At 70.6% G+C, this 23,066-nt stretch carries 29 protein-coding genes; 19 read left to right on the top strand and 10 right to left on the bottom strand.

Features of this window, described 5'->3' with window-relative positions; all coding sequences use genetic code 11:
- Positions 1-2: 2 nt before the first annotated feature.
- Complete coding sequence (folB, locus tag DJ021_RS10210; RefSeq protein ID WP_207801802.1) at positions 3-410, top strand: dihydroneopterin aldolase; 408 nt, start codon at positions 3-5, stop codon at positions 408-410.
- A gap of 80 nt (positions 411-490) precedes the next feature.
- A complete protein-coding gene (locus tag DJ021_RS10205) occupies positions 491-886 on the top strand; it encodes a DUF4870 family protein (protein WP_111457442.1) in 396 nt (131 codons plus the stop codon).
- A gap of 155 nt (positions 887-1,041) precedes the next feature.
- Here DJ021_RS10205 and DJ021_RS10200 read toward each other — a convergent pair whose 3' ends face one another.
- On the bottom strand, positions 1,042-1,929 hold the full coding sequence (locus tag DJ021_RS10200; protein ID WP_111457441.1) for a branched-chain amino acid aminotransferase: 888 nt from the start codon (positions 1,927-1,929) through the stop codon (positions 1,042-1,044).
- A 77-nt stretch (positions 1,930-2,006) separates the two neighbouring features.
- On the opposite strand from DJ021_RS10200, the gene DJ021_RS10195 reads away from it, so the two are divergent.
- The 4 genes from DJ021_RS10195 (at position 2,007) to DJ021_RS10180 (ending at position 5,059) form a co-directional block, all read left to right on the top strand.
- Positions 2,007-2,498: a MarR family winged helix-turn-helix transcriptional regulator gene (locus DJ021_RS10195; RefSeq protein WP_111457440.1), complete on the top strand. Its 492-nt coding sequence runs from the start codon at positions 2,007-2,009 to the stop codon at positions 2,496-2,498.
- Positions 2,495-3,202: a response regulator gene (locus DJ021_RS10190; protein ID WP_111457439.1), complete on the top strand. Its 708-nt coding sequence runs from the start codon at positions 2,495-2,497 to the stop codon at positions 3,200-3,202. The genes DJ021_RS10195 and DJ021_RS10190 overlap by 4 nt, the downstream gene beginning before the upstream one ends.
- On the top strand, positions 3,202-4,566 hold the full coding sequence (locus tag DJ021_RS10185) for an ATP-binding protein (protein WP_111457438.1): 1,365 nt from the start codon (positions 3,202-3,204) through the stop codon (positions 4,564-4,566). Before DJ021_RS10190 ends, DJ021_RS10185 begins: the two co-directional genes overlap by 1 nt.
- 61 nt (positions 4,567-4,627) lie before the next feature.
- A complete protein-coding gene (locus tag DJ021_RS10180) occupies positions 4,628-5,059 on the top strand; it encodes a DUF2147 domain-containing protein (protein ID WP_111457437.1) in 432 nt (143 codons plus the stop codon).
- Here DJ021_RS10180 and proC read toward each other — a convergent pair.
- The 3 genes from proC to DJ021_RS10165 form a co-directional block, all read right to left on the bottom strand.
- Entirely contained in the window at positions 5,056-5,850 is a 795-nt protein-coding gene (gene proC, locus DJ021_RS10175; protein ID WP_111459056.1) for a pyrroline-5-carboxylate reductase, read from the bottom strand. The two genes, DJ021_RS10180 and proC, sit on opposite strands and share 4 nt — an antisense overlap.
- Positions 5,851-5,946: 96 nt before the next feature.
- Positions 5,947-6,450 (bottom strand): type III secretion system chaperone family protein, encoded by a 504-nt coding sequence (locus tag DJ021_RS10170; protein WP_111457436.1) that lies wholly within the window; start codon positions 6,448-6,450, stop codon positions 5,947-5,949.
- A 138-nt stretch (positions 6,451-6,588) separates the two neighbouring features.
- Positions 6,589-6,843, bottom strand: a complete 255-nt coding sequence (locus DJ021_RS10165) for an accessory factor UbiK family protein (RefSeq protein ID WP_111457435.1) — start codon at positions 6,841-6,843, stop codon at positions 6,589-6,591.
- A gap of 121 nt (positions 6,844-6,964) precedes the next feature.
- Here DJ021_RS10165 and lgt point away from each other — a divergent pair, with 121 nt between their 5' ends.
- The 10 genes from lgt (at position 6,965) to DJ021_RS10115 (ending at position 15,913) form a co-directional block, all read left to right on the top strand.
- Complete coding sequence (gene lgt / locus DJ021_RS10160; RefSeq protein ID WP_111457434.1) at positions 6,965-7,837, top strand: prolipoprotein diacylglyceryl transferase; 873 nt, start codon at positions 6,965-6,967, stop codon at positions 7,835-7,837.
- The gene (locus DJ021_RS10155; RefSeq protein WP_111457433.1) at positions 7,824-8,879 is read left to right on the top strand and encodes a class I SAM-dependent methyltransferase; all 1,056 of its coding nucleotides are present in this window, start codon (positions 7,824-7,826) and stop codon (positions 8,877-8,879) included. Before lgt ends, DJ021_RS10155 begins: the two co-directional genes overlap by 14 nt.
- Positions 8,880-8,883: 4 nt before the next feature.
- Positions 8,884-9,654, top strand: coding sequence for a peptidoglycan editing factor PgeF (gene pgeF, locus DJ021_RS10150; RefSeq protein ID WP_111457432.1), 771 nt, complete (start codon positions 8,884-8,886; stop codon positions 9,652-9,654).
- A 67-nt stretch (positions 9,655-9,721) separates the two neighbouring features.
- Positions 9,722-10,657 (top strand): ribose-phosphate pyrophosphokinase, encoded by a 936-nt coding sequence (locus tag DJ021_RS10145; protein WP_111457431.1) that lies wholly within the window; start codon positions 9,722-9,724, stop codon positions 10,655-10,657.
- A gap of 119 nt (positions 10,658-10,776) precedes the next feature.
- Positions 10,777-11,826: a hypothetical protein gene (locus DJ021_RS10140; protein ID WP_111457430.1), complete on the top strand. Its 1,050-nt coding sequence runs from the start codon at positions 10,777-10,779 to the stop codon at positions 11,824-11,826.
- 139 nt (positions 11,827-11,965) lie between these two features.
- Entirely contained in the window at positions 11,966-12,595 is a 630-nt protein-coding gene (locus DJ021_RS10135) for a 50S ribosomal protein L25/general stress protein Ctc (RefSeq protein ID WP_111457429.1), read from the top strand.
- A 36-nt stretch (positions 12,596-12,631) separates the two neighbouring features.
- On the top strand, positions 12,632-13,252 hold the full coding sequence (pth, locus tag DJ021_RS10130; protein ID WP_111457428.1) for an aminoacyl-tRNA hydrolase: 621 nt from the start codon (positions 12,632-12,634) through the stop codon (positions 13,250-13,252).
- Positions 13,253-13,438: 186 nt separating this feature from the next.
- The gene (ychF, locus tag DJ021_RS10125; RefSeq protein WP_111457427.1) at positions 13,439-14,536 is read left to right on the top strand and encodes a redox-regulated ATPase YchF; all 1,098 of its coding nucleotides are present in this window, start codon (positions 13,439-13,441) and stop codon (positions 14,534-14,536) included.
- Between the two features lie 20 nt (positions 14,537-14,556).
- Entirely contained in the window at positions 14,557-15,228 is a 672-nt protein-coding gene (locus DJ021_RS10120) for a dienelactone hydrolase family protein (protein ID WP_111457426.1), read from the top strand.
- A 4-nt stretch (positions 15,229-15,232) separates the two neighbouring features.
- The gene (locus DJ021_RS10115; RefSeq protein ID WP_111457425.1) at positions 15,233-15,913 is read left to right on the top strand and encodes a dienelactone hydrolase family protein; all 681 of its coding nucleotides are present in this window, start codon (positions 15,233-15,235) and stop codon (positions 15,911-15,913) included.
- Here DJ021_RS10115 and DJ021_RS10110 read toward each other — a convergent pair.
- Positions 15,910-16,386, bottom strand: coding sequence for a hypothetical protein (locus DJ021_RS10110; protein WP_111457424.1), 477 nt, complete (start codon positions 16,384-16,386; stop codon positions 15,910-15,912). The two genes, DJ021_RS10115 and DJ021_RS10110, sit on opposite strands and share 4 nt — an antisense overlap.
- 115 nt (positions 16,387-16,501) lie before the next feature.
- Here DJ021_RS10110 and DJ021_RS10105 point away from each other — a divergent pair, with 115 nt between their 5' ends.
- The gene (locus DJ021_RS10105) at positions 16,502-17,320 is read left to right on the top strand and encodes a pepsin/retropepsin-like aspartic protease family protein (protein WP_133254981.1); all 819 of its coding nucleotides are present in this window, start codon (positions 16,502-16,504) and stop codon (positions 17,318-17,320) included.
- A gap of 77 nt (positions 17,321-17,397) precedes the next feature.
- On the opposite strand, the gene DJ021_RS10100 is transcribed toward DJ021_RS10105, so the two are convergent.
- The 3 genes from DJ021_RS10100 to petA are packed head-to-tail and all read right to left on the bottom strand — an operon-like array spanning position 17,398 to position 20,128.
- Positions 17,398-18,243: a cytochrome c1 gene (locus tag DJ021_RS10100; protein WP_111457422.1), complete on the bottom strand. Its 846-nt coding sequence runs from the start codon at positions 18,241-18,243 to the stop codon at positions 17,398-17,400.
- Between the two features lie 6 nt (positions 18,244-18,249).
- Positions 18,250-19,569, bottom strand: a complete 1,320-nt coding sequence (locus tag DJ021_RS10095) for a cytochrome b (protein ID WP_111457421.1) — start codon at positions 19,567-19,569, stop codon at positions 18,250-18,252.
- Positions 19,570-19,573: 4 nt separating this feature from the next.
- A complete protein-coding gene (petA, locus tag DJ021_RS10090; RefSeq protein ID WP_111457420.1) occupies positions 19,574-20,128 on the bottom strand; it encodes a ubiquinol-cytochrome c reductase iron-sulfur subunit in 555 nt (184 codons plus the stop codon).
- Between the two features lie 203 nt (positions 20,129-20,331).
- Here petA and DJ021_RS10085 point away from each other — a divergent pair, with 203 nt between their 5' ends.
- On the top strand, positions 20,332-20,805 hold the full coding sequence (locus DJ021_RS10085; RefSeq protein WP_111457419.1) for a tRNA (cytidine(34)-2'-O)-methyltransferase: 474 nt from the start codon (positions 20,332-20,334) through the stop codon (positions 20,803-20,805).
- 10 nt (positions 20,806-20,815) lie between these two features.
- The gene (hemF, locus tag DJ021_RS10080; RefSeq protein WP_111457418.1) at positions 20,816-21,709 is read left to right on the top strand and encodes an oxygen-dependent coproporphyrinogen oxidase; all 894 of its coding nucleotides are present in this window, start codon (positions 20,816-20,818) and stop codon (positions 21,707-21,709) included.
- A 7-nt stretch (positions 21,710-21,716) separates the two neighbouring features.
- On the opposite strand, the gene DJ021_RS10075 is transcribed toward hemF, so the two are convergent.
- Together DJ021_RS10075 and DJ021_RS10070 are read right to left on the bottom strand one after the other, a co-directional pair.
- The gene (locus DJ021_RS10075) at positions 21,717-22,688 is read right to left on the bottom strand and encodes a class I SAM-dependent methyltransferase (protein WP_111457417.1); all 972 of its coding nucleotides are present in this window, start codon (positions 22,686-22,688) and stop codon (positions 21,717-21,719) included.
- Entirely contained in the window at positions 22,685-22,987 is a 303-nt protein-coding gene (locus DJ021_RS10070) for a hypothetical protein (protein ID WP_111457416.1), read from the bottom strand. Before DJ021_RS10070 ends, DJ021_RS10075 begins: the two co-directional genes overlap by 4 nt.
- Positions 22,988-23,066: the final 79 nt, after the last annotated feature.

Raw genomic sequence — 23,066 nt, 5'->3', positions numbered from 1 at the left:
CGATGGTCTCCTCCCCCCGTCCCGATCCGGCCGCCCAACCCACGCCCGAGGCGCGCGTGGTGATGACCAAGGTGTTCGTCACCGGCCTGAAGGTGCAGGCCGAGATCGGCGTCTACCGGCACGAGATCGGCCGCGTGCAGCCGCTGGTGGTCGACGTCGAGCTGGACGTGCCCACCGCCGGCGCCGAGCGGCTGGCCGACACCCTCAATTACGAGACCATCCTCGACGCCGCCCGCGCCGTGGCGTCCCAGGGGCACATCGAACTGGTGGAGACCTTCGCCGAGCGGCTGGCGCGGGTCTGCCTGGCCGATCCCCGCGTGACCCGCGCCCGGGTGCGGGTGGAGAAGCCGCTGGCGCTGGCGCCCGACGCGGTCGGGGCGGGCGTAGAGATCACCGTCGTCCGGACCTGAGGCCGGCTAACAAACCACCCTGGCGCTCCCATCTGTTTAGGGCATCATCCCGCGGTGGGATCGGCTGGGAGGCTCAGAGCATGACCGACCGTCTGGGCTACGGCGCCGTCGAAGACCGCACCCTGCCGGCCGTGGTCTACGGCCTCTACCTGCTGGGCCTGACCCACGGCCTGACCATCCTGATCGGCCTGATCCTCGCCTACGCCAACCGCAGCGGCGCGGGCGCGCGGATGCGCACCCACTACACCTTCCAGATCCGCACCTTCTGGCTGTCGGTCGGCTGGTTCGTGGTCGGCATGGCGCTGATCTTCTGGGGCGGGATCTTCAGCCTGGTGCTGATCGGCCTGCCGTTCTTCGCGCTCGGCTGGATCATCTGCGGCGCGGTCTGGCTGTGGTTCCTGGTCCGCACCGTCCTCGGCGTCATCTACCTGGCGCGCGACGAACCCTACCCGCGGCCCGAGGCCTGGATCATCTGAGGCTTCTTCCGTCCCCGTTCACGGGGAAGGGGGACCGCGCCCCGCAGAGGGCGTGGTGGAAGGGGCGGCCGGAGCACGGCGCCTGATCTCGCCCCCTCCACCACCCGCTCCTGGCGGGTGGTCCCCCTCCCCCGCGTCGCGGGGGAGGAGAAGCCTCAGGCGCTCACCAGCTCGCGGCGGACCATCTTGGCGTAGTCGTCCATCAGGCTGAGCGAGATATTGCCCGGCTTGAACACGTACTCGCCGATCTCCGCCACCGGCGTGACCTCGGCGGCGGTGCCGACCACGAAGCATTCGGAGAAGCCCGCGAGCTCCTCCGGCCTGATGTGGCGCTCCACCACCTCGAACCCCTGCTTCTTGGCCAGCTTGATCACCGACTGGCGGGTGATGCCGTTGAGGAAGCAGTCGGGCAGCGGGGTGTGCAGCACCCCGTCCTTCACGAAGAACACGTTGGAGCCGGTCGACTCGGCGATGTAGCCGCGCCAGTCCAGCATCATGGCGTCCGTGTAGCCTTCCTTCTCCGCGGCGTGCTTGGAGATGGTGCAGATCATGTAGAGGCCGGTGGCCTTGGCGTGGACCGGCTCGGTCTCCGGCGACGGCCGCTTGTACTTGGCCCAGGTGAGCCGGATCCCCTTGGCCTTTTCCTCGGGCTTGAAGTAGCTGGGCCACTCCCAGACCGCGATGGCCACGTGGATCTTCGTCTGCTGGGCCGAGACGCCGATCATCTCGGAGCCGCGCCAGGCGATCGGGCGGAGGTAGGCGTCCGTCAGGCCGTTCTTGGCGCAGGTGTCCTTGCAGGCCTGGTCGATCTGCGCCACCGTGAACGGGATCTCGAAGTCCAGGATCTCGGCGGACTTGAACAGACGCTTGGTATGCTCGGTCAGCTCGAAGATCTCGCCCCCGTACATCCGTTCACCCTCGAACACGGCCGACGCGTAGTGCAGGCCGTGCGTCAGTACGTGCACCTTCGCCTCGCGCCAGGGCACGAACTGGCCGTCCAGCCAGATCCATCCGTCGCGATCATCGAAGGGAACGATAGACATAGGCGAAATGCCTCCTCTGAGAGGCCCCCCTTGAAAACCCCGAAGCCGCCGGCGTCAAACGAAATGGACCTTGACCGATGAACGCGCCGGCCGATCCGCGGCTGATCCTGCGCGAGGACGAGCTGGATGCGGGGCTCGAACTGCTGATGCTCGCCGAGGCCTCGGTCTGGGCGGCGGTGGACGCGGCGCTCGAGGCGGAGGGCCTGGGTCTGGGCCGTTCGCACTGGCGCGCGGCCTTCCTGCTGCGCCGCCGGCCCGGCGTCGGCGTGCAGGAGCTGGCCCACCTCACCAGCCTGTCGAAACAGGCCGCCAGCCGCATCCTCCTGGACCTCGAAGGCAAGGGGCTGGTGGACAAGGCCGCCGGCGATCTCGATGGCCGCCGGCGCACCGCGGCGCTCACCGCTCGCGGAGAGGCGTTCGAGAGCGCGGTCAGCGAACGCTTGCGCAGCCAGATCGCCCGGGCGTACCGCTCCGCGGGCCTGGATGGCGTGGCCGGCGCCCGGCGCATCCTGGCGGCGCTCGCCGGCGGCCGGACCCGCAGCCCCGGCGCAACTGGAGGTCCCGGATGACGCTCACCGACACCGCCCAGCGCGGCCGGCACCTGCTGATCGTCGACGACGACGACCGCATCCGCGAGCTGCTGAAGGAATACCTGGCGCGCGCCGGCTTCCGGGTCACCGCCGCGCCTGGCGGCGATGCGGCGCGGCGGCTGATCGGCTCGTTCGACTTCGACCTGGCGGTGTTCGACGTGATGATGCCGGGCGAGGACGGCTTCTCCCTGACCCGCTGGCTGCGCGACCAGCGCGGGCCGGCGGGACGCACGCCGGTGCTGATGCTCACCGCCCGCGGCGAGCCGGAGGACCGGATCGAAGGGCTGAAGCTGGGCGCCGACGACTACCTGGCCAAGCCCTTCGAGCCCGAGGAGCTGTTGCTGCGCATCGAGGCCATCCTGCGCCGCGCCCAGGACCGGCCGGCTCCCGGCGGCCGGCTGGCGCTCGGCCGCTGCGCCTTCGATCCGGACCGCGGCGAGCTGCTGTGCGACGGCGAACAGGTGCGGCTGACCGAGGCCGAGGTCGCCCTGCTGCGCCAGCTGGCGCGCACGCCGCACGAGGCCGCCGACCGGCTGGAGCTGGCCAACGGCACGGTCGATCCGTCCGGGCGCGCCGTGGACGTGCAGGTGACGCGGCTTCGGCGTAAGATCGAGGACGATCCCAAGGCGCCCCGCTATCTGCAGACGGTGCGCGGCATAGGCTACAGGCTGGCCCCCGACTGATGCGTTGGCGCGTCTCCACCCGCGTGCTTGGGCGCTGGCTCAAGCGGCAGATGCCGAAGACGCTGTTCGGCCGCTCCCTGCTGATCATCGTGCTGCCGGTGGCGATCATGCAGATCGCCGTCACCTACGTCTTCTTCGACGCCCACTGGCAGACGGTGACCAGCCGCCTCTCCGACGGGCTGGCCGGCGACGTCGCCTGGGCCGTGGAGAGCTATCGCGACGACCCGACCCCGGCCGCCTTCGCCAAGCTGTCCTCGCGCGCCGAGGACTCCATGGGCCTGTCCATCGCCCTGCAGCCGGGCCGCAAGCTGCCGGCCACGCGGCGCGACCCGCCGGTGCTCTTCGGGCCGTTCTTCGCCCCCATCGACCGCTCGATGCAACGGGCGCTGAACGACCGCCTCGACGACCCCTTCTGGTTCGACACCACCCGCTACCCGGCCTACGTCGACATCCGCGTGGCGGTGCCGGGCGGGGTGATGCGGGTGCTGGCGCCGCGCGACCGCGCCTTCGCCACCAACGGCCACATCTTCGTCCTGTGGATGACGGTGGCCACCGTGCTCCTGACCACCATCGCCCTGCTCTTCATCCGCAACCAGGTCCGCGCCATCGAGCGGCTGGCCAACGCCGCCGAGGCCTTCGGGCGCGGCGTCGACGTGCCGGCCTTCAAGCCGCACGGGGCCAAGGAGGTGCGCCGCGCCGCCACCGCCTTCCTCGACATGCGCTCGCGCATCCAGCGCCACATCGACCAGCGCACCACGCTCCTGGCCTCGGTCAGCCACGACCTGCGCACGCCGCTCACCCGCCTGAAGCTGGCGCTGGCGCTCGGCGAGCCGTCGAAGCGCAACCAGGCCATGAAGCGCGACCTCGCCGAGATGGAGCACATGATCGACGAATACCTGGCCTTCGCCCGCGGCGAGGGCGGCGAGGCGGTCGAGACCGTGCACCTGCGCGAGCTGGTCGACGAGGTGAGCGAGGGCGCGCTGCGGGCCGGCGCCCAGCTCCGCGTCGCGGTCGATCCGGCGCTCATCGTCGCCGTCCGGCCGAACGCCTTGAAGCGGGCGCTGTCCAACCTGGTCATGAACGCCGCGGTCCACGGCGAGCACGTGGAGATCGCCGCCCGCGTCCGGGCGATGGGCGGGGTCGAGATCCTCATCGACGACGACGGGCCGGGCATCCCGGCCGACCGCTACGAGGAGGCGTTCAAGGCCTTCGGGCGGCTGGACGAGGCGCGCAACCAGAACACCAAGGGCGTCGGCCTGGGGCTGGCCATCGCCCGCGACGTGGCCCGCGGCCACGGCGGCGACATCACCCTGGACCGTTCGCCGCTGGGCGGGCTGCGGGCGGTCGTGCGCCTGCCGGGCTGACCCTGTTCATCCTTGGCTCACCCGCCAGGGCCAAGCTGCGTTCAAATCCTGGGAGGTCCACATGCGTCCGTTGTTCTTCGCCGCGGCCCTGAGCCTCGCCGCCTCGCCCGCCCTCGCGGCGGATCCGGTCGAAGGCGACTGGCTGACGCCCGGCGGCTCGGCCAAGGTCCACATCGCGCCCTGCGCCGGCCAGGCCGCCAAGCTGTGCGGCCAGATCGTCTGGCTGAAGGCGCCCAAGGACGCCGCGGGCGCGCCCAAGCGCGACGAGAACAATCCCGACGCCGGACTGCAGAGCCGCCCGATCGTCGGCCTGCCGCTCATCCGCGACTTCCGCCGCGTCGAGATGGGCCGCTGGATCGGCGGCAAGGTCTACGACCCGCAGAGCGGCAAGACCTACGATTCAAAGATGAGCATGAACCCGGACGGCACCCTGAAGCTCGAGGGCTGCATGATGATCATCTGCCGCGCCCAGACCTGGAAGCGGCCGACCTAGGCTCCCAGCGTCTTCGACCGGCGCACCGCGGCGGCGACGGCCTCGCGCAGCAGGACCTGCAGGCCGGTCTCGCCCAGCAGCACGTCCAGCGCCGCCTGGGTGGTGCCGCCGGGCGACGTCACCTGGCGCCGCAGCTCGGCCGGCTCCTCGCCGCTGCGGGCCAGCAGGGCGGCCGCGCCGGTGATGGTGGAGCGCGCCAGCCGCGAGGCCTGCTTGGGCGGCAGGCCCGCCGCCACGCCGGCCGCCTCCAGCGACTCGATGAAGGCGTAGAGGTAGGCGGGCGCCGAGCCCGACACCGCCGTCGCGGCGTGCATCTGGGCCTCGTCGGTGAGGTCCACCACCGCGCCCAGCGGCTCGAACAGGGCATGCGCGCGGGCCAGCGCCGCGGGGTCGTCGGCGTAGAGGCTCGCCGTCCCCTGGCCGATGGCGGCGGCGGTGGTCGGCATCACCCGCGCCACGCAGCGGCCGTTGAACGCCCGGGCGATGTCGTCAGCCCGCACGCCCGCCGCCACCGAGACGATCACCGCATCGGCGGCGAGCCACGGCGCGACCTCGGCGGCGACTTCGCGCCACAGCTGCGGCTTGACGGCCAGGAGCACGGTCTTGGCCTCGGCGAGGTCGGGATCGGGGGGATTGAGACGGGCGCCGTCCTGCGCCGCCGCCAGCGCCGGCGGACTGGGCTGCGGGTCGCGGATCATCAGCTCGACGGGGGCGAACGCGCCGGCTTCGCGCCAGCCGTCCAGCACTGCGCCGCCCATGCGGCCGGCGCCGAGGATCAGGATGGGTGTGATCATGGCCGCGAACCTAGCGGCGCGCGCGGCCAACACAATCCGTGTCGTCCCGGAAAGCCGCGCTGGGGGCCGGCCGGGACGACACTTCAGTGGATATCAGGCCTCGCCGACGGTCTCGAACATGCAGGCGGCGATCGCCTCCTGCGGAGACTTCGAGCCGCGCACCAGGAAGTCGAAGGCCGGGAAGAAGCGGTCGGCGCCTTCCACGGCCACGTCGATCATCGCCGCGGCCTGCGCCAGGCTCGGCTGTTCGTTGGTCATCAGCGCCATGCCGTGGCGGAAGATGATCTCGCCGTCTTCCCAGAGTTCGAAGTGGCCCAGCCAGACCCGCGGATTGATCGCGGCGATCAGTTCGTGGGCGGCCTCGCGCTGTTCCTTGGTCGCCGTCAGGTCCATCGAGAGGCAGAGCTGCAGGCAGTCGCCCTCCGGCCGCCAGGCGAACCAGAGCTCGTAGTCTTTCCAATCGCCGGCCAGGGAAAAGGCCAGGTCCCCGTCTTCGGTACGGTCGAACGGTAGGTTCTCCGCCGCAAGCACGTGCTCCACGACATCGAGAGGATCGTTGGCGAGGAGGACGTTTTCGTCAGACTGGGTGGTGTCCATGAGACCCCTTTCGCAGCGGGCGGGGAGCGGAGCGCCGCCCCCGAATCGCCTGCGATAATGAAATTAATCTGCTTCGCAGCTTGGCCGTCACCCGCTTCTTGTCCGGGGCGAGGCACATTCGCGTGTTTCTGTGGACGCTCAGGGTGCGTCGGCCGCACCGGCGGCGCCGGGCGCCTGTGTCCCGCGCAGCGCGGCGATCTCGGCCCGCAGCGCGGCGACCTCGGCCTTCAGGGCGTCGAAGTCCTCGCGGCGGATCAGATCGAACTCGGCGGCGATGCGGTCGGCCTGGGATCGGAAGGCGGCCTTCGCCTCGTCTCCGGCCGCCTGGGCCAGGCCCATGGCGGCGGTCGTCAGTTTGGCCATTTCGTCCAGAAAGGGGTTCTGCGTCTGCATCTTTCGCTCTGAAGGGCGTCCTCAATTCGTCCGCCTGTTCCTCTATATGGCCCCTGAGGGGGTGAAAGCGAAGGGCTTCTCGTCTAAACCCTCCTTCATCTAACGCTGGAGTTGCGCGACCGTGCCCTTCCCGGATTTCGATCCCGTCCTCATCCACCTGGGCCCGATCGCGATCCGCTGGTACGCCCTGGCCTACGTGGCCGGGATCCTGCTGGGCTGGCGCTATGCGGTGAGCATGGTGCGCAACGCCCGGCTGTGGACGCACCGGGCGCCGCCGGTCACCCCCTTGCAGATCGACGACATGATGCTGTGGGTGACGCTGGGCGTCATCGTCGGCGGCCGCCTGGGCCACGTGGTCTTCTACACGCCGGAGCTGTTCTGGACGGACCCGCTGGAGATCTTCAAGACCTGGCACGGCGGCATGAGCTTCCACGGCGGGGCGCTCGGGGTGCTGCTGGCGCTCTCGGTCTATGCCTGGCGCAACAAGGTCGACCCGCTGAGCCTGGGCGACATCGCCGCCGCGGCCACGCCGATCGGCCTGTTCTTCGGCCGGATCGCCAACTTCATCAACGGCGAGCTGTGGGGCCGGCCCACCACCGCGCCGTGGGGCATGGTGTTCCCGGGCGCGGGTCCCGAGCCGCGCCATCCCAGCCAGCTCTACGAGGCGGCGCTGGAGGGCGTCGTGCTCTTCCTGGTGCTGCGCTGGGCCACCCACGTGGCCAGGCTCACCAACCGCCGCGGGGTGGTCATGGGCATGTTCATCGCCGGCTACGGGATCATCCGCATCTCGCTGGAGAACGTCCGCGAGCCGGACGCCTACATGCCCCACTTCCCGCTCGGCCTGACCATGGGGATGATGCTGTCGGCGCCGATGGTGCTGGCCGGCCTGTTCCTGGTCTGGCGCGGCATGCGCGAGCCGCTGCCGCCCGCCCGGCCGGTCGAGGCCGCCGCGCCTGCGTCCAAGCCCGCCCGCGAGGCCGATGAGCCTGCGTGAGCGGCTGGCCGAGCAGATCGCCCAGGGCGGGCCGATCAGCGTCGCCCAGTACATGACCGCCTGCCTGCACGATCCGGAGTTCGGCTACTACGCCACCCGCCCGGCGCTGGGCGCGGACGGCGACTTCGTCACCGCGCCCCTGGTCAGCCAGATGTTCGGCGAGCTGATCGGCGTCTGGGCGGCCTCGGCCTGGGAGATGATCGGCCGCCCCGCCAAGGTCCGGCTGGTGGAAATGGGTCCCGGCGACGGCACGCTGATGAGCGACCTACTGCGCGCCGCCCGCCACGCCCCGGGCTTCGCGCAGGCCGCCGAGGTCTGGCTGGTCGAGGTCTCCGAGCCGCTGCAGCGGCGCCAGCGCGAGCGGCTGGACGCCGACATCCGCTGGGCGGCGAGCCTCGACGAGGTGCCAGCCGGCGCGCCGATCCTGCTGGTGGCCAACGAGCTGCTGGACTGCCTGCCCGCCCGCCAGTTCGTGCGCACCCCGGTGGGCTGGGCCGAGCAGGTGGTGGGCCTGGACGCCGACGGGTCGCTGGCGTTCGGCATAGCCGCCACCCCGGCCGCCGGCCTCTTGCCCGACGCGGCCGTCGGCGCGGTCTACGAGCAGTCCTCCGCCCAGGCGGCGCTGGGCGCCGAGCTCGGCCGGCGGGTCGTCGCCGACGGCGGCGCGGCCCTGCTGATCGACTACGGCCGCGCCGAGCCGGGCTTCGGCGACACCCTGCAGGCGCTGCGCCGCCACCGGAAGGTCGATCCCCTCGCCTGCCCTGGCGAGGCGGACCTGACCGTGCATGCGGACTTCCCCGCCGTGCTCGCCGCCGCGCAGGCGCACGGCGCAACGAGCGCCATCCTCACCCAGGCCGCCTTCCTGGCGCGCATGGGCATCGGCGAGCGCGCCGAGGCGCTGGTGAGGACCCGGCCGGACCGGGCCTCGGTGATCGGCCGCCAGCTCAACCGGCTGATGGCCGCCGACGAGATGGGCGAGCTGTTCAAGGTCGCCTGCCTGCATTCCCCCGGCTGGGTCCCGCCCGCCTTCGACGAGGACTAGCGGCATGAGCGCCCTTCCCGTGCTGACCTCGCCCCTGCTCGACGTGGCCGGCGTGCGGCACGCCTTCTTCACCCGCCAGGGCGGGGTCTCGCAGGGGATCTACGCCAGCCTGAACGTCGGCCTGGGCTCCAACGACGACCCCGAGGCCGTGCGCGAGAACCGCCGCCGCGCCGCCGCCCACTTCGCCGCCGGGACGATCGTCACCGCCTACCAGGTCCATTCGCCCGACGCGGTGCTCGCCTCGCAGCCGTGGCCGGAGGCTGCGCCCCACGCCGACGCGGTGGTCAGCGCCACGCCGGGCCTGGTCTGCGGCGCCCTGGCGGCCGACTGCGCCCCGGTGCTGATCGCCGATCCGGAAGCCCGCGTGGTCGCCGCCGCCCACGCCGGCTGGAAGGGCGCGCTCACCGGCGTCGTCGAATCCGCGGTGGCCCAGATGGAGGCGCTGGGCGCGACTCGCAGTCGCATGCGCGCCGCCGTCGGCCCCTGCATCGGCCCGCAGTCCTACGAGGTGGGGCTGGAATTCCTCGACCGGTTCACCGCCGCCGACCGGGGCCACGCGCAGTTCTTCGCGCCCGGCGCCGCGCCCGAAAAGCGCCTGTTCGACCTGCCCGCCTTCGTGCTGGCGCGGCTGCGGGCCGCCGGAATCGAGGCCTGCGAATGGGTCGGCCGCGACACCTGCGCCGAGCCGGAGCTGTTTTTCTCCAACCGCCGGGCCTTCAGGACCGCGGAGCTGGACTACGGCCGGCTGCTGTCGGCGATCGTGCTTGAGTCCTGAGAGGGTTGCCGGGACGGCCGCGCCTGCTACAAGGCCGGCCCATTAGCGAAATCGCTGCGGGGATCTGATGAAGCTGCTGGCCGGCAACTCCAACCCAACGCTGGCCCAGGCGGTCTCCACCCACCTGGATGTGCCGCTCACCAAGGCGCAGGTGAAGCGGTTCCCGGACAACGAGGTCTGGGTGACCATCGACGAGAACGTCCGCGGCGAGGACGTCTTCGTGCTGCAGTCCACCAGCTACCCCGCCAACGACAACCTGATGGAGCTGTTGATCTGCATCGATGCGCTGAAGCGCGCCTCGGCCAAGCGGATCACGGCGGTGATGCCCTACTTCGGCTACGCCCGGCAGGACCGGAAGACCGGCGGCCGCACGCCGATCTCCGCCAAGCTGGTGGCCAACCTGATCACCCGCGCCGGCGCCGACCGGGTGCTGACGATGGATCTGCACTCCGGCCAGATCCAGGGCTTCTTCGACATCCCCACCGACAACCTGCATGCCGCGCCGCTGATGGCGCAGGACATCAAGGAACATTATTCCAAGACCAACGAGCTGCTGATCGTCTCGCCCGACGTCGGCGGCGTGGTCCGCGCGCTCGCCGTCGCCAGCCGGCTGAACGCCGACCTCGCCATCGTCGACAAGCGCCGCAGCGGGCCCGGCAAGTCCGAGGTCGCCAACATCATCGGCGACGTCAGCGGCCGCCGGCTGATCCTGTTCGACGACATCGTCGATTCGGCCGGCACCCTGTGCAGCGCGGCCCAGTCGCTGATCGACGCCGGCGCCACCGAGGTCTCCGCCTACGTCACCCACGGCGTGCTCTCCGGCCCGGCCATCGACCGGGTGAAGAAGTCGGTGCTGAAGGAACTGGTGATCTCCGATTCCATCGAGCCGCCGGAGCAGGGCCCGAAGAGCGAGAAGATCCGTCGCGTCAGCTGCGCGCCGTTGATCGGCGAGGCGATCCGCCGCATCGCCAATGAAGAGTCGGTATCGAAACTGTTCGACTGAGTTTCCGGTCGGCCGTTACGGTCAAGCTTGCTCAGCAAGAGTTTACGCGGTCTGGTCATATTCTCGCCCGACCGGGGCTGTATCTTCGCTCCACTCTTTTGAGGGGGAAGCCACCAACCATGACGTCCGTACTTCCGGTCCGCCGCGGCCTCACCCTGGCGGCGCTCGCCATGGTCACGATCCTGGCCGGCTGCGCCCCGCCGCCGCCGCCGCCTCCCCCGCCGCCGCCGCCGATCCCCCCCGTCAGCCTGTCGCCGAAGGTGATCGAGCAGGCCAGCGCCTACCGCTACTATGTGGCCCACGCCACGGCGATCTCCCCGGCCTTCACCGGCGGCCCCTCGGTGTCCGAGGCTGTCCGCGCCGGCGCCGCCTACGAGCCGCAGCAGCTTCTGCGCGGCGCCATCGCCTACGGCGCCGTGGCCGCCCTGCAGGACCAAGCCTTCGTGGCCAGCGTGCGCACCTACGCCGTCGACCCGACCCAGCGCCGCACGATCGCCTACGAGATCATGAAGGACCCGGCCTACGTGGTCGGCATCTCCGGCTCGGCGGGCGCCGCCGGCCTGGTGATGAACGCGCTCGGCGAAGACGGCCGCAAGCTGCTCGACCAGGGCAAGCTGGTGAAGCAGGCGGCCTATGACGTGCAGCACTCCGCCTGGTCGAAGGCCGATGTCTCCGGCCGCGACGCGCGCCTGATGCAGGCCAAGCAGCTCTCGACCGCGGCGCTGAGCGGCGAGGTGGCCGAGACCGCCCGCCTGCAGCAGGCCTCCGTCGGCGCCGGTCCGCTCGGGCTCACCGCCCAGGCCGCCAGTCCGCCCTACACCCCGCTGGTGATCCACAGCATGGCCGTGGCCGCGCTCGCCGCCCTCGGCTACGCCGACGACGCCAGCCTGGAGCAGGTGATGCCGATCCTCAGCGATCCGGCCTCGGCCACCTGCCTGAACATGTCCAAGCTGAACCTCTACCAGTGCCTGGCGGTGGCCAAGCCCTACTACGAGGACGTCTTCTGCCTGGGCCAGCACATCATGATGGACACCGGCAACTGCCTGATGAAGGGCGCGGGCGTGCCGGCGCCCATCGACGTCCGGCCGCCGCCGCTGGAAATCGCGACCACCCCGGTGACGCCGGCCAAGCCCCACACGAAGGCGAAACCGAAGGCGAAGCACCGCTGACGTTCAGCCACGGAATCAGGCCCCGCCCCGTTGCATGGGGCGGGGCTTTTGTGTATCTACGCGCACCTTTCGACCATCAGCGGTCGCAGATTTGTCGCCGCGCGGCCTACGCGCGGCGGCTTCGTTTTGAGGCAAGGCCATGGCCGATATCGTATTGAACGTTGAAGTGCGCGAGCGGACCGGCACCGGTGGCGCGCGCGTCGCCCGCCGCTCCGGCCTGGTCCCGGGCGTGCTCTACGGCGGCGACAAGGACCCCGTGGCCATCGCCGTGAAGTCCAACGAGTTCCGCAAGGCGCTCTACACCGGCAAGCTGCTGGGCCACCTGGTGACCCTGAAGTACGGCGCCGAGACCCAGCCGGTCATCGCCAAGGCGATCGACATGCACCCGGTCACCGACGAGCCGATGCACTTCGACCTCTACCGGGTCGACGCGCACCAGCAGATCAAGATCGCCGTGCCGCTGCACTTCCAGAACCACGAGGACTCGCCCGGCCTGAAGCGCGGCGGCACGCTGAACGTGGTGTTCCACGAAGTGCAGCTGTCCTGCCCGGCCGACCAGATCCCGGAAGAGGTCGTGTTCGACCTGACCGGCCTGGACATCGGCGACACCATCCGCGTCTCCGACCTGAAGCTGCCGGCCAATATCGAAGCGGCGGTCGACGGCGACACCGTGGTGGCCACCGTGGCCGGCGCCTCGGCGCAGATGTCGGAAGACGCTGCGGCGGACACCGAAACCGCGGAAGCTGCGGCTCCGGCGGCCGAGGAATAGTCCGCGCCTCGATCTCTCTTCACGCCGGGGGATCGCATGCTGCTCATCGCGGGCCTGGGAAATCCAGGCCCCTCCTACGCGAAGAACCGCCACAACATCGGCTTCATGGCCGTTGACGAGATCGCGCGCCGGTGGGGCTTCTCGGCCCCGAAGGCGCGGTTCCGCAGCTTCGCCATGGAAGGCGCGATCGACACCCCGCAGGGGCCGGTCCGCACCCTGATCCTGAAGCCGCAGACCTTCTACAACGACAGCGGCTACGCGGTCGGCGAGGCGCTGAAGTTCTTCAAGATCGATCCCGCCGAGCTGGTGGTGTTCTACGACGAGATCGACCTCGCCCCCGGCCGCTTCCGGATGAAGGCCGGCGGCGGGGCGGCGGGCAACAACGGCGTCCGCTCGATCACCGCCCAGGTCGGCCCGCACTTCCGCCGCGCCCGGCTCGGCACCGGCCATCCCGGCGACAAGGAGCTGGTGCACGGCCACGTGCTGTCCGACTTCCACAAGGCGGACATGAAGTGGGTCGAGCCGCTGCTGCAGGCCTGCGCCGACGCCGCCCCCCTGCTCGCCGCCGGCGAGGACGAGAAATACCAGACCGAGGTCATGCGCCTCGCCCCCGCCGAGAAGGCCGACCCGCGGGCGCTGGCGCGCGGCAAGGACTAGCGGCGGTCCAGTCATCCCCGCGCACGCGGGCACCCAGGTTTTTTCAGTATCCGCGACAGCGTTCGCACGGCTTCTGGCGTAACAACACAAAACACCTGGGTCCCCGCTTTCGCGGGGATGAGCGGGTTTGTTAGCCGGCCCCTGCGTGCTAGGTCCGGCGGCCTCGAAAAGGAAGCTCCACTCTCCATGGCCCTGAAAGTCGCCATCGTCGGCCTGCCCAACGTGGGCAAGTCGACGCTGTTCAATGCGCTCACCCAGACCGCCGCCGCCCAGGCCGCGAACTATCCGTTCTGCACCATCGAGCCGAACGTCGGCGACGTGGCGGTGCCGGAGCCGCGGCTGGACGCGCTCGCCGCCATCATCCCGTCGAAGGAGATCATCCCGGCGCGGATCAACTTCGTCGACGTGGCCGGCCTGGTGCGCGGCGCCTCCAAGGGCGAGGGCCTGGGCAACCAGTTCCTGGCCAATATCCGCGACACTGACGCGGTGGCCTTCGTCACCCGCTGCTTCATCGACGACGACGTGACGCACGTCGAGGGCAAGGTCGATCCCCTGGCCGACCTCGAGACCATCGAGACCGAGCTGATGCTCGCCGACCTCGAGAGCCTGGAGAAGCGGGTCTCCAACCTCGAGAAGCGCGCCAAGACCGGCGACAAGGAGTCCGCCCAGACCCTGCGCTTGGTGCAGCTCGCTCTGACCGAGCTGAACGCCGGCCGCCCGGCCCGCAAGGCCAAGGTGTCCGAGGAGGACGACAAGGCTTGGCGCATGCTGCAGCTGCTGACCTCGAAGCCGGCGCTCTATGTCGCCAACGTCGACGAGGCCTCCGCCGCCACCGGCAACGAGATGTCGCGGCTGGTGGCCGAGCGCGCCCAGCGCGACGGCGCCGACTCGGTGGTGATCTCCGCCCAGATCGAAAGCGAGATCGCCATGCTCGACGCCGCTGAGCGCGGCGAGTTCCTGGAGACCCTGGGGCTCGCCGAGCCGGGCCTCAACAAGCTGATCCGCGAGGCCTACCACCTGCTCGGCCTGCAGACCTACTTCACGGTCGGCCCCAAGGAGGCGCGCGCCTGGACGATCCACAAGGGCGACACCGCCCCGCAGGCGGCCGGCGTCATCCACACCGACTTCGAGAAGGGCTTCATCCGCGCCGAAACCATCGCCTATGAGGACTACGTCCGGCTGAAGGGCGAGGCCGGCGCGCGCGAGGCCGGCAAGTTCCGCCAGGAGGGCAAGGAGTATGTCGTCCAGGACGGCGACGTGATGAATTTCCGCTTCAACGTATAGCCGACAGGCTGGAGGGCAGGATGGGCGAGACGATCAGGATCGCAGGCGCGGACGGCTTCGAGTTCTCCGCCTACCACGAAGGCGCGTTCACGCCGCGCAAGGGCGGGGTCGTCGTCATCCAGGAGATCTTCGGCATCGACCGCCACATCCGGGCCGACGTCGCGCGCTGGGCGAAGATGGGCTACGAGGCGATCGCGCCCTCGCTCTACGACCGCCGCGAGTTCGGCTTCACCGCCGCCCACGACCCGGAGGGCCTGCAGGCCGGCGTGGCCCACGCCCGGGCCACGCCCCTGGAGCAGGCGCTGGGCGACATCGCCGCCTGCCGCGACTTCCTGAAGACCCGCGGCGAGAAGGTCTGCGTGGTCGGCTACTGCTACGGCGGCTCGCTGGCCTGGCTGGCGTCCGGCCAGGTCGACGGCCTCGCCGCGGCGTCGAGCTACTACGGCAGCCTGGTGGCGGCCAACGCCGCGCTGGAGCCCAAGTGCCCGGTGGTCGTCCACCTGGGCCGCACCGACGCCGGCATCCCCGCCGACGAGGTGGCTGCGGCGATCGCGGCGCACCACCCGCAGGTGCCGGTGCACATCTACGAAGGCGCCGGGCACGGCTTCAACAACGAGAGCCCCGAGCGCTACAACGCCGAGGCCGCCGACCTGGCGCGCCACCGCACGCTCGAACTGTTCGACAAGGCCTGAGGCCATGGGCGAGACGCTGCGGCTGACCAGCGCCGCCGACGGTTTCGAGTTCGACGCCTACCACGCTCCGGTGACCGACGCGCGGCGCGGCGGGCTGGTCATCTGCCATGCGATCTGGGGCGTGACGCCCCACCTGCGCGAGCTGGCGGACGGCTATGCCGAGGCGGGCTACGAGGTCATCGTCCCCAGCCTCTTCGACCGTTTCCGGCGCGGCTTCGCGGAACGCGACACCGACCCCGAGCTCTACGCCCGGCAGAACGGCTTCGCGGAGGCCGCCCACTGGGGCGCCGACGTGCTGGACGGGGTGCAGGCGGCGATCGACGCGCTGGCGCCGCCGGTGTTCGCGCTCGGCTTCTGCTTCGGCGGCACGGTGGCCTGGCTGGCGGCCGCCCGCTGCCGGGGCCTGTCAGCGGTGGCCTCCTTCTATGGCGGCCAGATCGTCGACTACCTCGACGAGACGCCCAAGGTCGCGACCATCCTGCACCTCGGCAAGCGCGATGAGCTGATCCCGCCGCCGGCGGTCGAGGCGATCACCGCGCGCCATCCGGAGCTGCCGGTCTACCTCTATGACGCCGGCCACGCCTTCGTCGCGCCGAACGGCTACGACGCCGAGTCCGCGCACCTGTCGCGCCTGCGGACGCTCGCCCTGTTCGCCCGCAACGGCGCGGGCCGCGGCGACGTCTAGGCTTCGGGCTCGGTGATCCGCGCGCGGACGTCGGGCAGGCGCTCCAGGGTGCGCACCAGCACCGCCTGGGCCGCCAGGATGCCGATGCCGGCCGCGTAGGCCGCGAAGACGTTGGCGCGATAGGTGCCGGTCGCGGCCACCGCGGCGATCTGCCAGTAGATGAACAGCGCCGCGCCCATCAGCAGGATCAGCCCGGTGACGATCGAGCCCGGCGTCTGGCCGAAGCCGGCCTGGAAGCTCATCCAGACGTATTTGGCGAGCCAGCGGCGCAGCGGCGGGATCACCAGCGGCGCCACCAGCGACGGCAGCAGGTAGAGCAGCGGCCAGAGCAGGATCCAGCGCAGCACCATGGTGGCGTCGCCCGGCAGGCGGCTGAAGCCGTGCACCGCGGCGGCGGCGTAGATCAGGCTCGCGACGGCGACCGTCATGTCCTGCATGCGTTTGAAATTGCGCCACGCGCGCGTGAAGGCCATGGCCGCCCTTATGCCGATCCTGTGGGGCAGGCGTAAGGCGCATTCCGCCGTCCACGCCGAGATTTGGGCCGTCGCGGAGGCCGCCGAGCTTGGCTATGCTGAGGCCGGTCCGCCCGTGAAACGCCCCCTCGCCCCCATCGCCCGCCTCGCCCCCGTCGCCGTCCTCGCCCTGGGAGCCGGGCTCGCCGCGGCCCCCGCGGCGCATGCGGCGGAAACCGCCTGCTGGTTCGAGGGCGGCGTGGTCGTGGTCCCGGCCGAGGTGATGGGCGTGGCCGGCGACTATGTGCTCGACACCGCCACCGCGCACACCCAGCTGGGCGAGACCCAGGCCCAGGGCGCGGGCTTCGCCGACACCGCGCTCAAGGGCGAGGTGCGGATCGGCGGGATGCGGCTGACCGGCCAGCCGGTGGCGGTGGCCGGGCTCGACATGCGCACCGGCGCCCTGCCCACCCCCATCGCCGGGGTGATCGGCGCCGACGTCCTGCGCGCCTTCGTGGTGGACGTGCGGTTCGCCCCCTGCCGGGTGGTCCTGAGCCGGCCTGGCGAGGCGCCGCCGTTCGGCCGCGCCACCGCCCTGCCCCTCACCTGGACCGGCGACACCCCGACGGTCGCCGCGGCGGTCTCCGACGGCGGACGGACCCTGAGCGGGCCCTTCGCGCCGGCCACCGGAGGCGAGCGGGCGGTGCGGCTGGCCGACGACCTCGCCGCCGCGCCCGGCGCAAGCAAACCGCAAGAGCTCTATCCCTACGGCGTGGCGCGGCCCCGCCTGCGGGCGCTGTCCTTCGCCGGCGCGCTCTCCGAAAATCTCCCGGCCGGCCTGCTGAAGGCGCAGGACGGCGGCCCGGCCGGGGAGATCGGCACGCCCGTGCTCGCCCGCTACCGCCTGCGCTTCGACTTCCCCAACGGCCGGCTGCTGCTGGCGCCCGACGGCTAGGCCCGGCCCGCTCAGGCGCATGCAAAAGGGGCCCCGGCGTCGCCGGGGCCCCTCTGCAGATCGGATCGGCGCCGCGCCTAGTGGGCGACGTTGCGCCAGATGCGGCGGTAGCTGGCGTACAGCAGGCCGGTGAAGATCAGCAGGTAGATCATCGCGCCCAGGCCGAACTGCTTGCGCTCCTCCATCTTGGGCTCGGCGGCCCACATCAGGAAGGCGGCGACGTCGTCGGCCTGCTGGGCCACCGTCGACGGCTTGCCGTCGTCGAAGGTCACCTTGCCCGGCGCCAGCGGCGGCGGCATGGCGATGAAGCCGCCCTCCGGCACCTTGTCCTTGGGGCCGGTCCAGAACGACGTCAGGTCGCCCGGCATGAAGGGGTTGTAGTACTTGCCCGGCGGCACCGTGAGGCCCTTGGGCGGGGGTCCGAAGCCGGTGAGGATCGAATAGACATAGGCCGGTCCGCCTTCGCGCGCCTTGGCGATGACCGACAGGTCCGGCGGCAGGGCGCCGCCGTTGGAGGCCCGCGCCGCCGGCTCGTTCGGGAACGGCGACGGGAACTTGTCGGCCGGCGTGGCGGGACGGTGGATCACGTCGCCGGTCTCGGAGTCGATGTCAGGGACCTGGATGTCCTTGGCCAGCGACTTCACATAGGGGTTCTCGTTCGAGTTCGGGTACTTCGGATCGTAGAACGGTCCGCCCTTCTGACCGAGGTTGCGGAAGTACATCAGGTTCATCGCGTGGCAGGCCGAGCAGACCTCGCGATAGACCTTGTAGCCCCGTTGCAGCTGTTCCGTGTCGAACTTGCCCACCGGGCCCTCGAACGACCAGTGGACGTCCTTCGGCTCCTCGTGGGTGGTGGCCGCGAGCGAGGGGCCCGCGACGAAGGCGAGCCCAAGCGCCGCGAGAGCCAGAACTTTGCGCAGCATCTAGGCTCAACCCTTCTTTTCAGGCGACGCCACGGCGCCCACGGGCGCGGTGGCGGGATGCGACAGGACGGGCGCGGAGATCGACTCCGGCACCGGCAGCGGGGTCTCGGTGAGACCCAGGATCGGCGTGATCACCAGGAAGTAGACGAAGTAGTAGAGGGCGGCGATCCGCGACAGCCAGACGTAGCTGTTCAGGTCGGAGTCGATCAGCGTGAAGCTGGTCACCCCCGGGATCACCGGATCGTCCGGCAGCTTGGCCCCGCAGAAGCCGAGCACGATGCAGGCCAGCAGGAAGATGAAGAAGTAGAGCCGCGCCGTCGGCCGGTAGCGCATGGAGCGCACCTTCGAGGTGTCGAGCCAGGGCAGGACGAACAGCACCGCGATGGCGCCGAACATGCCGAGCACGCCGGCCAGCTTGTTCGGGACCGCCCGCAGGATCGCGTAGAACGGCAGGAAGTACCATTCGGGCACGATGTGCGACGGGGTCACCAGCGGGTTGGCCGGGATGTAGTTGTCGGCGTGGCCGAGGACGTTCGGGTTCCAGAACACGAAGGAGCCGAACAGCAGCAGGAACACGCCGATCGCGAAGCCGTCCTTCACCGTGTAGTACGGGTGGAAGGGCACGGTGTCCTCTTTGGACTTCACGTTCACGCCGGTCGGGTTGTTGTTGCCCGGCACGTGCAGCGCCCAGATGTGCAGGGCCACGACGCCCGCGATCATGAACGGCAGCAGGTAGTGCAGCGAGAAGAAGCGGTTCAGCGTCGGGTCGTCGACCGCGAAGCCGCCCCACAGCCAGGTGGTGATGGCCGGGCCGACCACCGGCAGGGCGCCGAACAGGTTGGTGATCACCACCGCGCCGTGGAAGCTCATCTGGCCCCAGGGCAGCACGTAGCCCATGAAGGCCGTGGCCATCATCAGGAGGTAGATGATGCAGCCCAGGATCCACAGCACCTCCCGCGGCGCCTTGTAGGAGCCGTAGTAGAGGTTGCGGAAGATGTGGATGTAGACCGCGACGAAGAACATCGAGGCGCCGTTGGCGTGCATGTAGCGGATCAGCCAACCGTAGTTGACGTCGCGCATGATGCGTTCGACCGAGGCGAAGGCGTAGTCGACGTGCGGCACGTAGTGCATGGCCAGCACGATGCCGGTGACGATCTGCAGCACCAGCATGAGGGCCAGGATGCCGCCGAAGGTCCACCAGTAGTTCAGGTTCTTCGGGGTCGGGAAGCTGAGGGCCGTGTCATGCGCCATCCGAATGATCGGCAGGCGCATATCCATCCAGCGCTCGAAGCCCGTCTTGGGCTCGTATGTGGAATGTCCGCTCATCTTGTCAGCCGACCTTGACCTTGGTGTCAGAGAGGAAGGCGTAGTCCGGCACCGCGAGATTCAGCGGCGCGGGGCCCTTACGGATACGCCCGGAGGTGTCGTAGACCGAGCCGTGGCACGGGCAGAACCAGCCGCCGTACTCACCGCCGCCGAAGGTCGGCACGCAGCCCAGGTGGGTGCAGGTGCCGACCAGGATCAGCCACTGGGCCTTGCCCGGCTTGTGACGCTGCTCGTCGGTCTGCGGGTCGCGCAGCTCGGCGTGGTCGTCCTTGATGGCCGCGGCGATCTCCGCCGGCGTCCGGTAGCGGACGAACAGCGGCTTGCCGCGCCACTTCACCACCACCTGCTGCCCCTCGGCGACCTTGCTCAGGTCGAACTCGATGGAGGCGAGCGCCAGAGTGTCGCCGGCCGGGTTCATCTGGTCGATGAACGGCCAGGCCAGCGCCGCGACGGCGCCCACGGCGGCCGCCCCTGTGGCGATATGGATGAAGTCACGACGGCTCGGGTCATCGCCCAAAGCATGCGGATCGGGATTTGCGCCCACGACGGTGTCGGCCACCTAAAGCTACCCTTCGATTTAAGGCCCTCTTCGCGTACCGAGAGCGCCCAGCCTTTGGACCCGTCCAGACGCTCTGGTAAAGGGCCTATCTGGGGACAGGTCGTGGGCAGGACTTGTTTCCCGGAACCGCCAGCGAAGCTTCGCGCGGCGTTTCCGTGATTCGTCCCTCGAGCCCCGACCTATCCCGTGGCGGATCGCTTAGAATGCGTTTGGCGCTTTTTCAACCGGACATTCCGCAAAACCTCGGCGCCGCCTTAAGACTGGGCGCTTGCCTGGACGTCGCGGTGGACGTCATCGAGCCCTGCGGCTTCCCGCTTTCCGACAGTTCCGTGCGCCGCGCGGCGCTGGATTACGGCGATCGCGCCGAGGTCGAACGCCACGCCAGCTGGACGCAGTTCCTCGAAAATCCCCGGCGCGCCGAGGGGAGGCTGCTGCTTTTCACCACCCGCGGGGCCCAGCCGTTCCAGGCGTTCGGCTATCGGCCGGGCGACGTCCTGCTGTTCGGCCGCGAGAGCGCCGGCGCGCCGTTCGAGGTCCACCAGGCCGCCGACGCCCGGCTCTACATTCCGCTGGCCGCGGGCGCGCGTTCGCTGAACGTCGTCACCGCAGCGGCGATGGCGCTGGGCGAGGCGCTGCGGCAGACGAACGGCTTCCCAACCGCGGCAGGAACCGGCTAGCAAGCGCGCCATGTCCAACCTCACGCCCCCCAACTTGACCGGCGAGATCGAACAGCGGCGCGCCCGCGCCCAGGCCTGGTTCGAGAGCCTGCAGCAGCGCATCTGCGCCGAGCTCGAGCGGCTGGAGGACGAGGCGCCGGCCGAGCTCTACCCCGAGCCGGCCGGCCGCTTCGAGATGCGGCCCTGGACCCGCGAGACCGGGGTCGGCGGCGGCATCGGCGGCTACTTCAAGGGCCGGCTGTTCGAAAAGGCCTGCGTGCACACCTCGGCGGCGACCAGCCGCTTCTCGCCGGAGATGGCGGCGACCATGCCGGGCGCGGACAAGGACCCGTCCTACGTCTCGGCCAGCATCAGCCTGATCGTCCACCCGCGCTCGCCGCGGGCGCCGACCGTGCACTTGAACACCCGCTTCCTGTCGACGGCGGTCAGCTGGTTCGGCGGCGGCGCGGACCTGACGCCGATGCTGCCGGAGCAGCGCAGCCAGGACGCCGACGACGCGGTGCTCTTCCACCGCGCGATGCAGGCCGCCTGCGACGCCTTCGATCCCGAATGGTACGGCCGCTACAAGGCCTGGTGCGACGAGTACTTCTACCTGCCGCACCGCAAGGAGCCGCGCGGGGTCGGCGGCATCTTCTACGACCGCCACGACTCCGGCGACTTCGAGCGCGACTTCGCCTTCACCCAGGCGGTGGGCGAGGCCTTCCTGGAGGTCTATCCGAAGATCGTCCGCCACCGGATGGACGAGCCGTGGACCGAGGAGGACCGCCAGGCCCAGCTGGTCCAGCGCGGCCGCTACGTGGAGTTCAACCTGCTCTACGACCGCGGCACCACCTTCGGGCTCAAGGCCGGCGGCAACATCGAGACCATCCTGTCTTCCATGCCGCCGATGGTGAGCTGGCCCTAAGGAGCGCTCAGCGCGTCAGGACGATGCTGCCTTCGAGCATCAGCAGCCGCTTGACCGGCGGCGGCAGCGCCCGGTCGAAGCCGTTCAGGACCTCCACCGCCCAGCCGGGCAGCTCCGCCCGATCCGCGCCCATGTGCTCGCGCAGCCGCAGCAGCGCCAGGTCGCGATAGAGCGTGGGGTGGTCGTGATGGCTGAAGAACCGCGCCTGCGAGAAGCCGAAGATCCGGGCCGCCGCGGCGATGGATTCCTGCGAGAACTGCCACTTCCCCTCCAGCTCGGCGAAGCCCGGCTGGCTGGGATCGGGCATGGTGCGGGCGGCGATCTGGGCGATGGCCGCCTCCAGGGCGGCGCGGACGCCCTCGCCGAGCGGCGCCTTGCGCAGGTCCGCCTCGGCGCAGATGCGCTCGAACGCCAGCCGCAGCAGCCCGTAGCCGTCGAACGGCTCGAGGAAGATGGCGTGGCCGCCGGGCTTCAGGACCCGGGCGGTCGCCTCCAGCACCTTGTCCGGATCGACCCGGTGATGCAGCACGAAGGCGCCGGCCACCAGGTCGAGCGACGCCGGGGCCACCTGCGGCGCCTCGGGCGTCATCTGCAGCACGGCGACCCGGTCTTCGGCGCCGCTCTGCCGGAGGTGGCGGCTCAATCCGGCGAAGTCGCGGTCGGTCTCGTCGGTCGCCAGGATGTGGCAGCCGCGGAACAGGCGCAGGCAGGGCGCGACGGCGCTGGCGCCCGTGCCGGCGCCCAGCACCATGACCAGCGGGCTGTCGGCCACCTCGATCCCGCTGGTGTCGAGCGCGGCGCGGAACAGCGCTTCGAAATGCGTGCTGGCCTCGAAATGGGCGAGGGAATCGTCGTCGTCGGGCGCGAACGAACGCGTCTCGGCCGGGCGGCTGCGCTGCGGCTGCGCGTGGCGGCCGGGATCGAGCAGGGTGCGCGCCCAGCGGGGCGCAGCCGGGGTGACGGGCTGGATCTCGCTCATCGCAGGTCCCGCCCGGGGGCGGACGGTCGCCCGGTGTCCGCCGGGCCGCGGTCCGGCAGGGCGGCCAGCCGGTAGAGGCCGTCGGTGGCGCGCACGCAGCCCTGCTCGTCGGGACCTTCGAGCACGTAGCCCGTGCTCATCCGCTCGCCGCGGCGGAAACGGCCAAGGAGGTCATCCTCCATCGCCCCGCGGAAGTAGCAGCCGCCGATGTCCTCGCAGACGCTCCAGTCCGTCAGCAGTCCCGCGTAGCGCCCGCCAGAAATTCTGCGGGTGAACAGTTGTCCGAGCCGGCCCAGCATCAGCCTGTCGCCCTGAGTAGGGCGCTCCCTTCTCCTGTCCCGAGCCACCGTACCGCGCCCCCGCAAGCGCCCGAATGAT

The organism is Phenylobacterium hankyongense (genome assembly GCF_003254505.1).
In the GTDB taxonomy this organism is placed as follows: domain Bacteria; phylum Pseudomonadota; class Alphaproteobacteria; order Caulobacterales; family Caulobacteraceae; genus Phenylobacterium; species Phenylobacterium hankyongense.
Note: the sequence above shows the minus strand (reverse complement) of the source record. Positions and strands in the feature narration are given on the sequence as shown.

Bases quoted from the DNA above. Each gene is read 5' to 3' on its own strand.
- folB (WP_207801802.1), top strand. From the start codon at position 3: ATGGTCTCCTCCCCCCGTCCCGATCCGGCCGCCCAACCCACGCCCGAG.
- DJ021_RS10205 (WP_111457442.1), top strand. From the start codon at position 491: ATGACCGACCGTCTGGGCTACGGCGCCGTCGAAGACCGCACCCTGCCG.
- DJ021_RS10200 (WP_111457441.1), bottom strand. From the start codon at position 1,929: ATGTCTATCGTTCCCTTCGATGATCGCGACGGATGGATCTGGCTGGAC.
- DJ021_RS10195 (WP_111457440.1), top strand. From the start codon at position 2,007: ATGAACGCGCCGGCCGATCCGCGGCTGATCCTGCGCGAGGACGAGCTG.
- DJ021_RS10190 (WP_111457439.1), top strand. From the start codon at position 2,495: ATGACGCTCACCGACACCGCCCAGCGCGGCCGGCACCTGCTGATCGTC.
- DJ021_RS10185 (WP_111457438.1), top strand. From the start codon at position 3,202: ATGCGTTGGCGCGTCTCCACCCGCGTGCTTGGGCGCTGGCTCAAGCGG.
- DJ021_RS10180 (WP_111457437.1), top strand. From the start codon at position 4,628: ATGCGTCCGTTGTTCTTCGCCGCGGCCCTGAGCCTCGCCGCCTCGCCC.
- DJ021_RS10170 (WP_111457436.1), bottom strand. From the start codon at position 6,450: ATGGACACCACCCAGTCTGACGAAAACGTCCTCCTCGCCAACGATCCT.
- DJ021_RS10165 (WP_111457435.1), bottom strand. From the start codon at position 6,843: ATGCAGACGCAGAACCCCTTTCTGGACGAAATGGCCAAACTGACGACC.
- DJ021_RS10155 (WP_111457433.1), top strand. From the start codon at position 7,824: ATGAGCCTGCGTGAGCGGCTGGCCGAGCAGATCGCCCAGGGCGGGCCG.
- pgeF (WP_111457432.1), top strand. From the start codon at position 8,884: ATGAGCGCCCTTCCCGTGCTGACCTCGCCCCTGCTCGACGTGGCCGGC.
- DJ021_RS10145 (WP_111457431.1), top strand. From the start codon at position 9,722: ATGAAGCTGCTGGCCGGCAACTCCAACCCAACGCTGGCCCAGGCGGTC.
- DJ021_RS10140 (WP_111457430.1), top strand. From the start codon at position 10,777: ATGACGTCCGTACTTCCGGTCCGCCGCGGCCTCACCCTGGCGGCGCTC.
- DJ021_RS10135 (WP_111457429.1), top strand. From the start codon at position 11,966: ATGGCCGATATCGTATTGAACGTTGAAGTGCGCGAGCGGACCGGCACC.
- pth (WP_111457428.1), top strand. From the start codon at position 12,632: ATGCTGCTCATCGCGGGCCTGGGAAATCCAGGCCCCTCCTACGCGAAG.
- ychF (WP_111457427.1), top strand. From the start codon at position 13,439: ATGGCCCTGAAAGTCGCCATCGTCGGCCTGCCCAACGTGGGCAAGTCG.
- DJ021_RS10120 (WP_111457426.1), top strand. From the start codon at position 14,557: ATGGGCGAGACGATCAGGATCGCAGGCGCGGACGGCTTCGAGTTCTCC.
- DJ021_RS10115 (WP_111457425.1), top strand. From the start codon at position 15,233: ATGGGCGAGACGCTGCGGCTGACCAGCGCCGCCGACGGTTTCGAGTTC.
- DJ021_RS10110 (WP_111457424.1), bottom strand. From the start codon at position 16,386: ATGGCCTTCACGCGCGCGTGGCGCAATTTCAAACGCATGCAGGACATG.
- DJ021_RS10100 (WP_111457422.1), bottom strand. From the start codon at position 18,243: ATGCTGCGCAAAGTTCTGGCTCTCGCGGCGCTTGGGCTCGCCTTCGTC.
- DJ021_RS10095 (WP_111457421.1), bottom strand. From the start codon at position 19,569: ATGAGCGGACATTCCACATACGAGCCCAAGACGGGCTTCGAGCGCTGG.
- DJ021_RS10085 (WP_111457419.1), top strand. From the start codon at position 20,332: ATGCGTTTGGCGCTTTTTCAACCGGACATTCCGCAAAACCTCGGCGCC.
- hemF (WP_111457418.1), top strand. From the start codon at position 20,816: ATGTCCAACCTCACGCCCCCCAACTTGACCGGCGAGATCGAACAGCGG.
- DJ021_RS10075 (WP_111457417.1), bottom strand. From the start codon at position 22,688: ATGAGCGAGATCCAGCCCGTCACCCCGGCTGCGCCCCGCTGGGCGCGC.
- DJ021_RS10070 (WP_111457416.1), bottom strand. From the start codon at position 22,987: ATGCTGGGCCGGCTCGGACAACTGTTCACCCGCAGAATTTCTGGCGGG.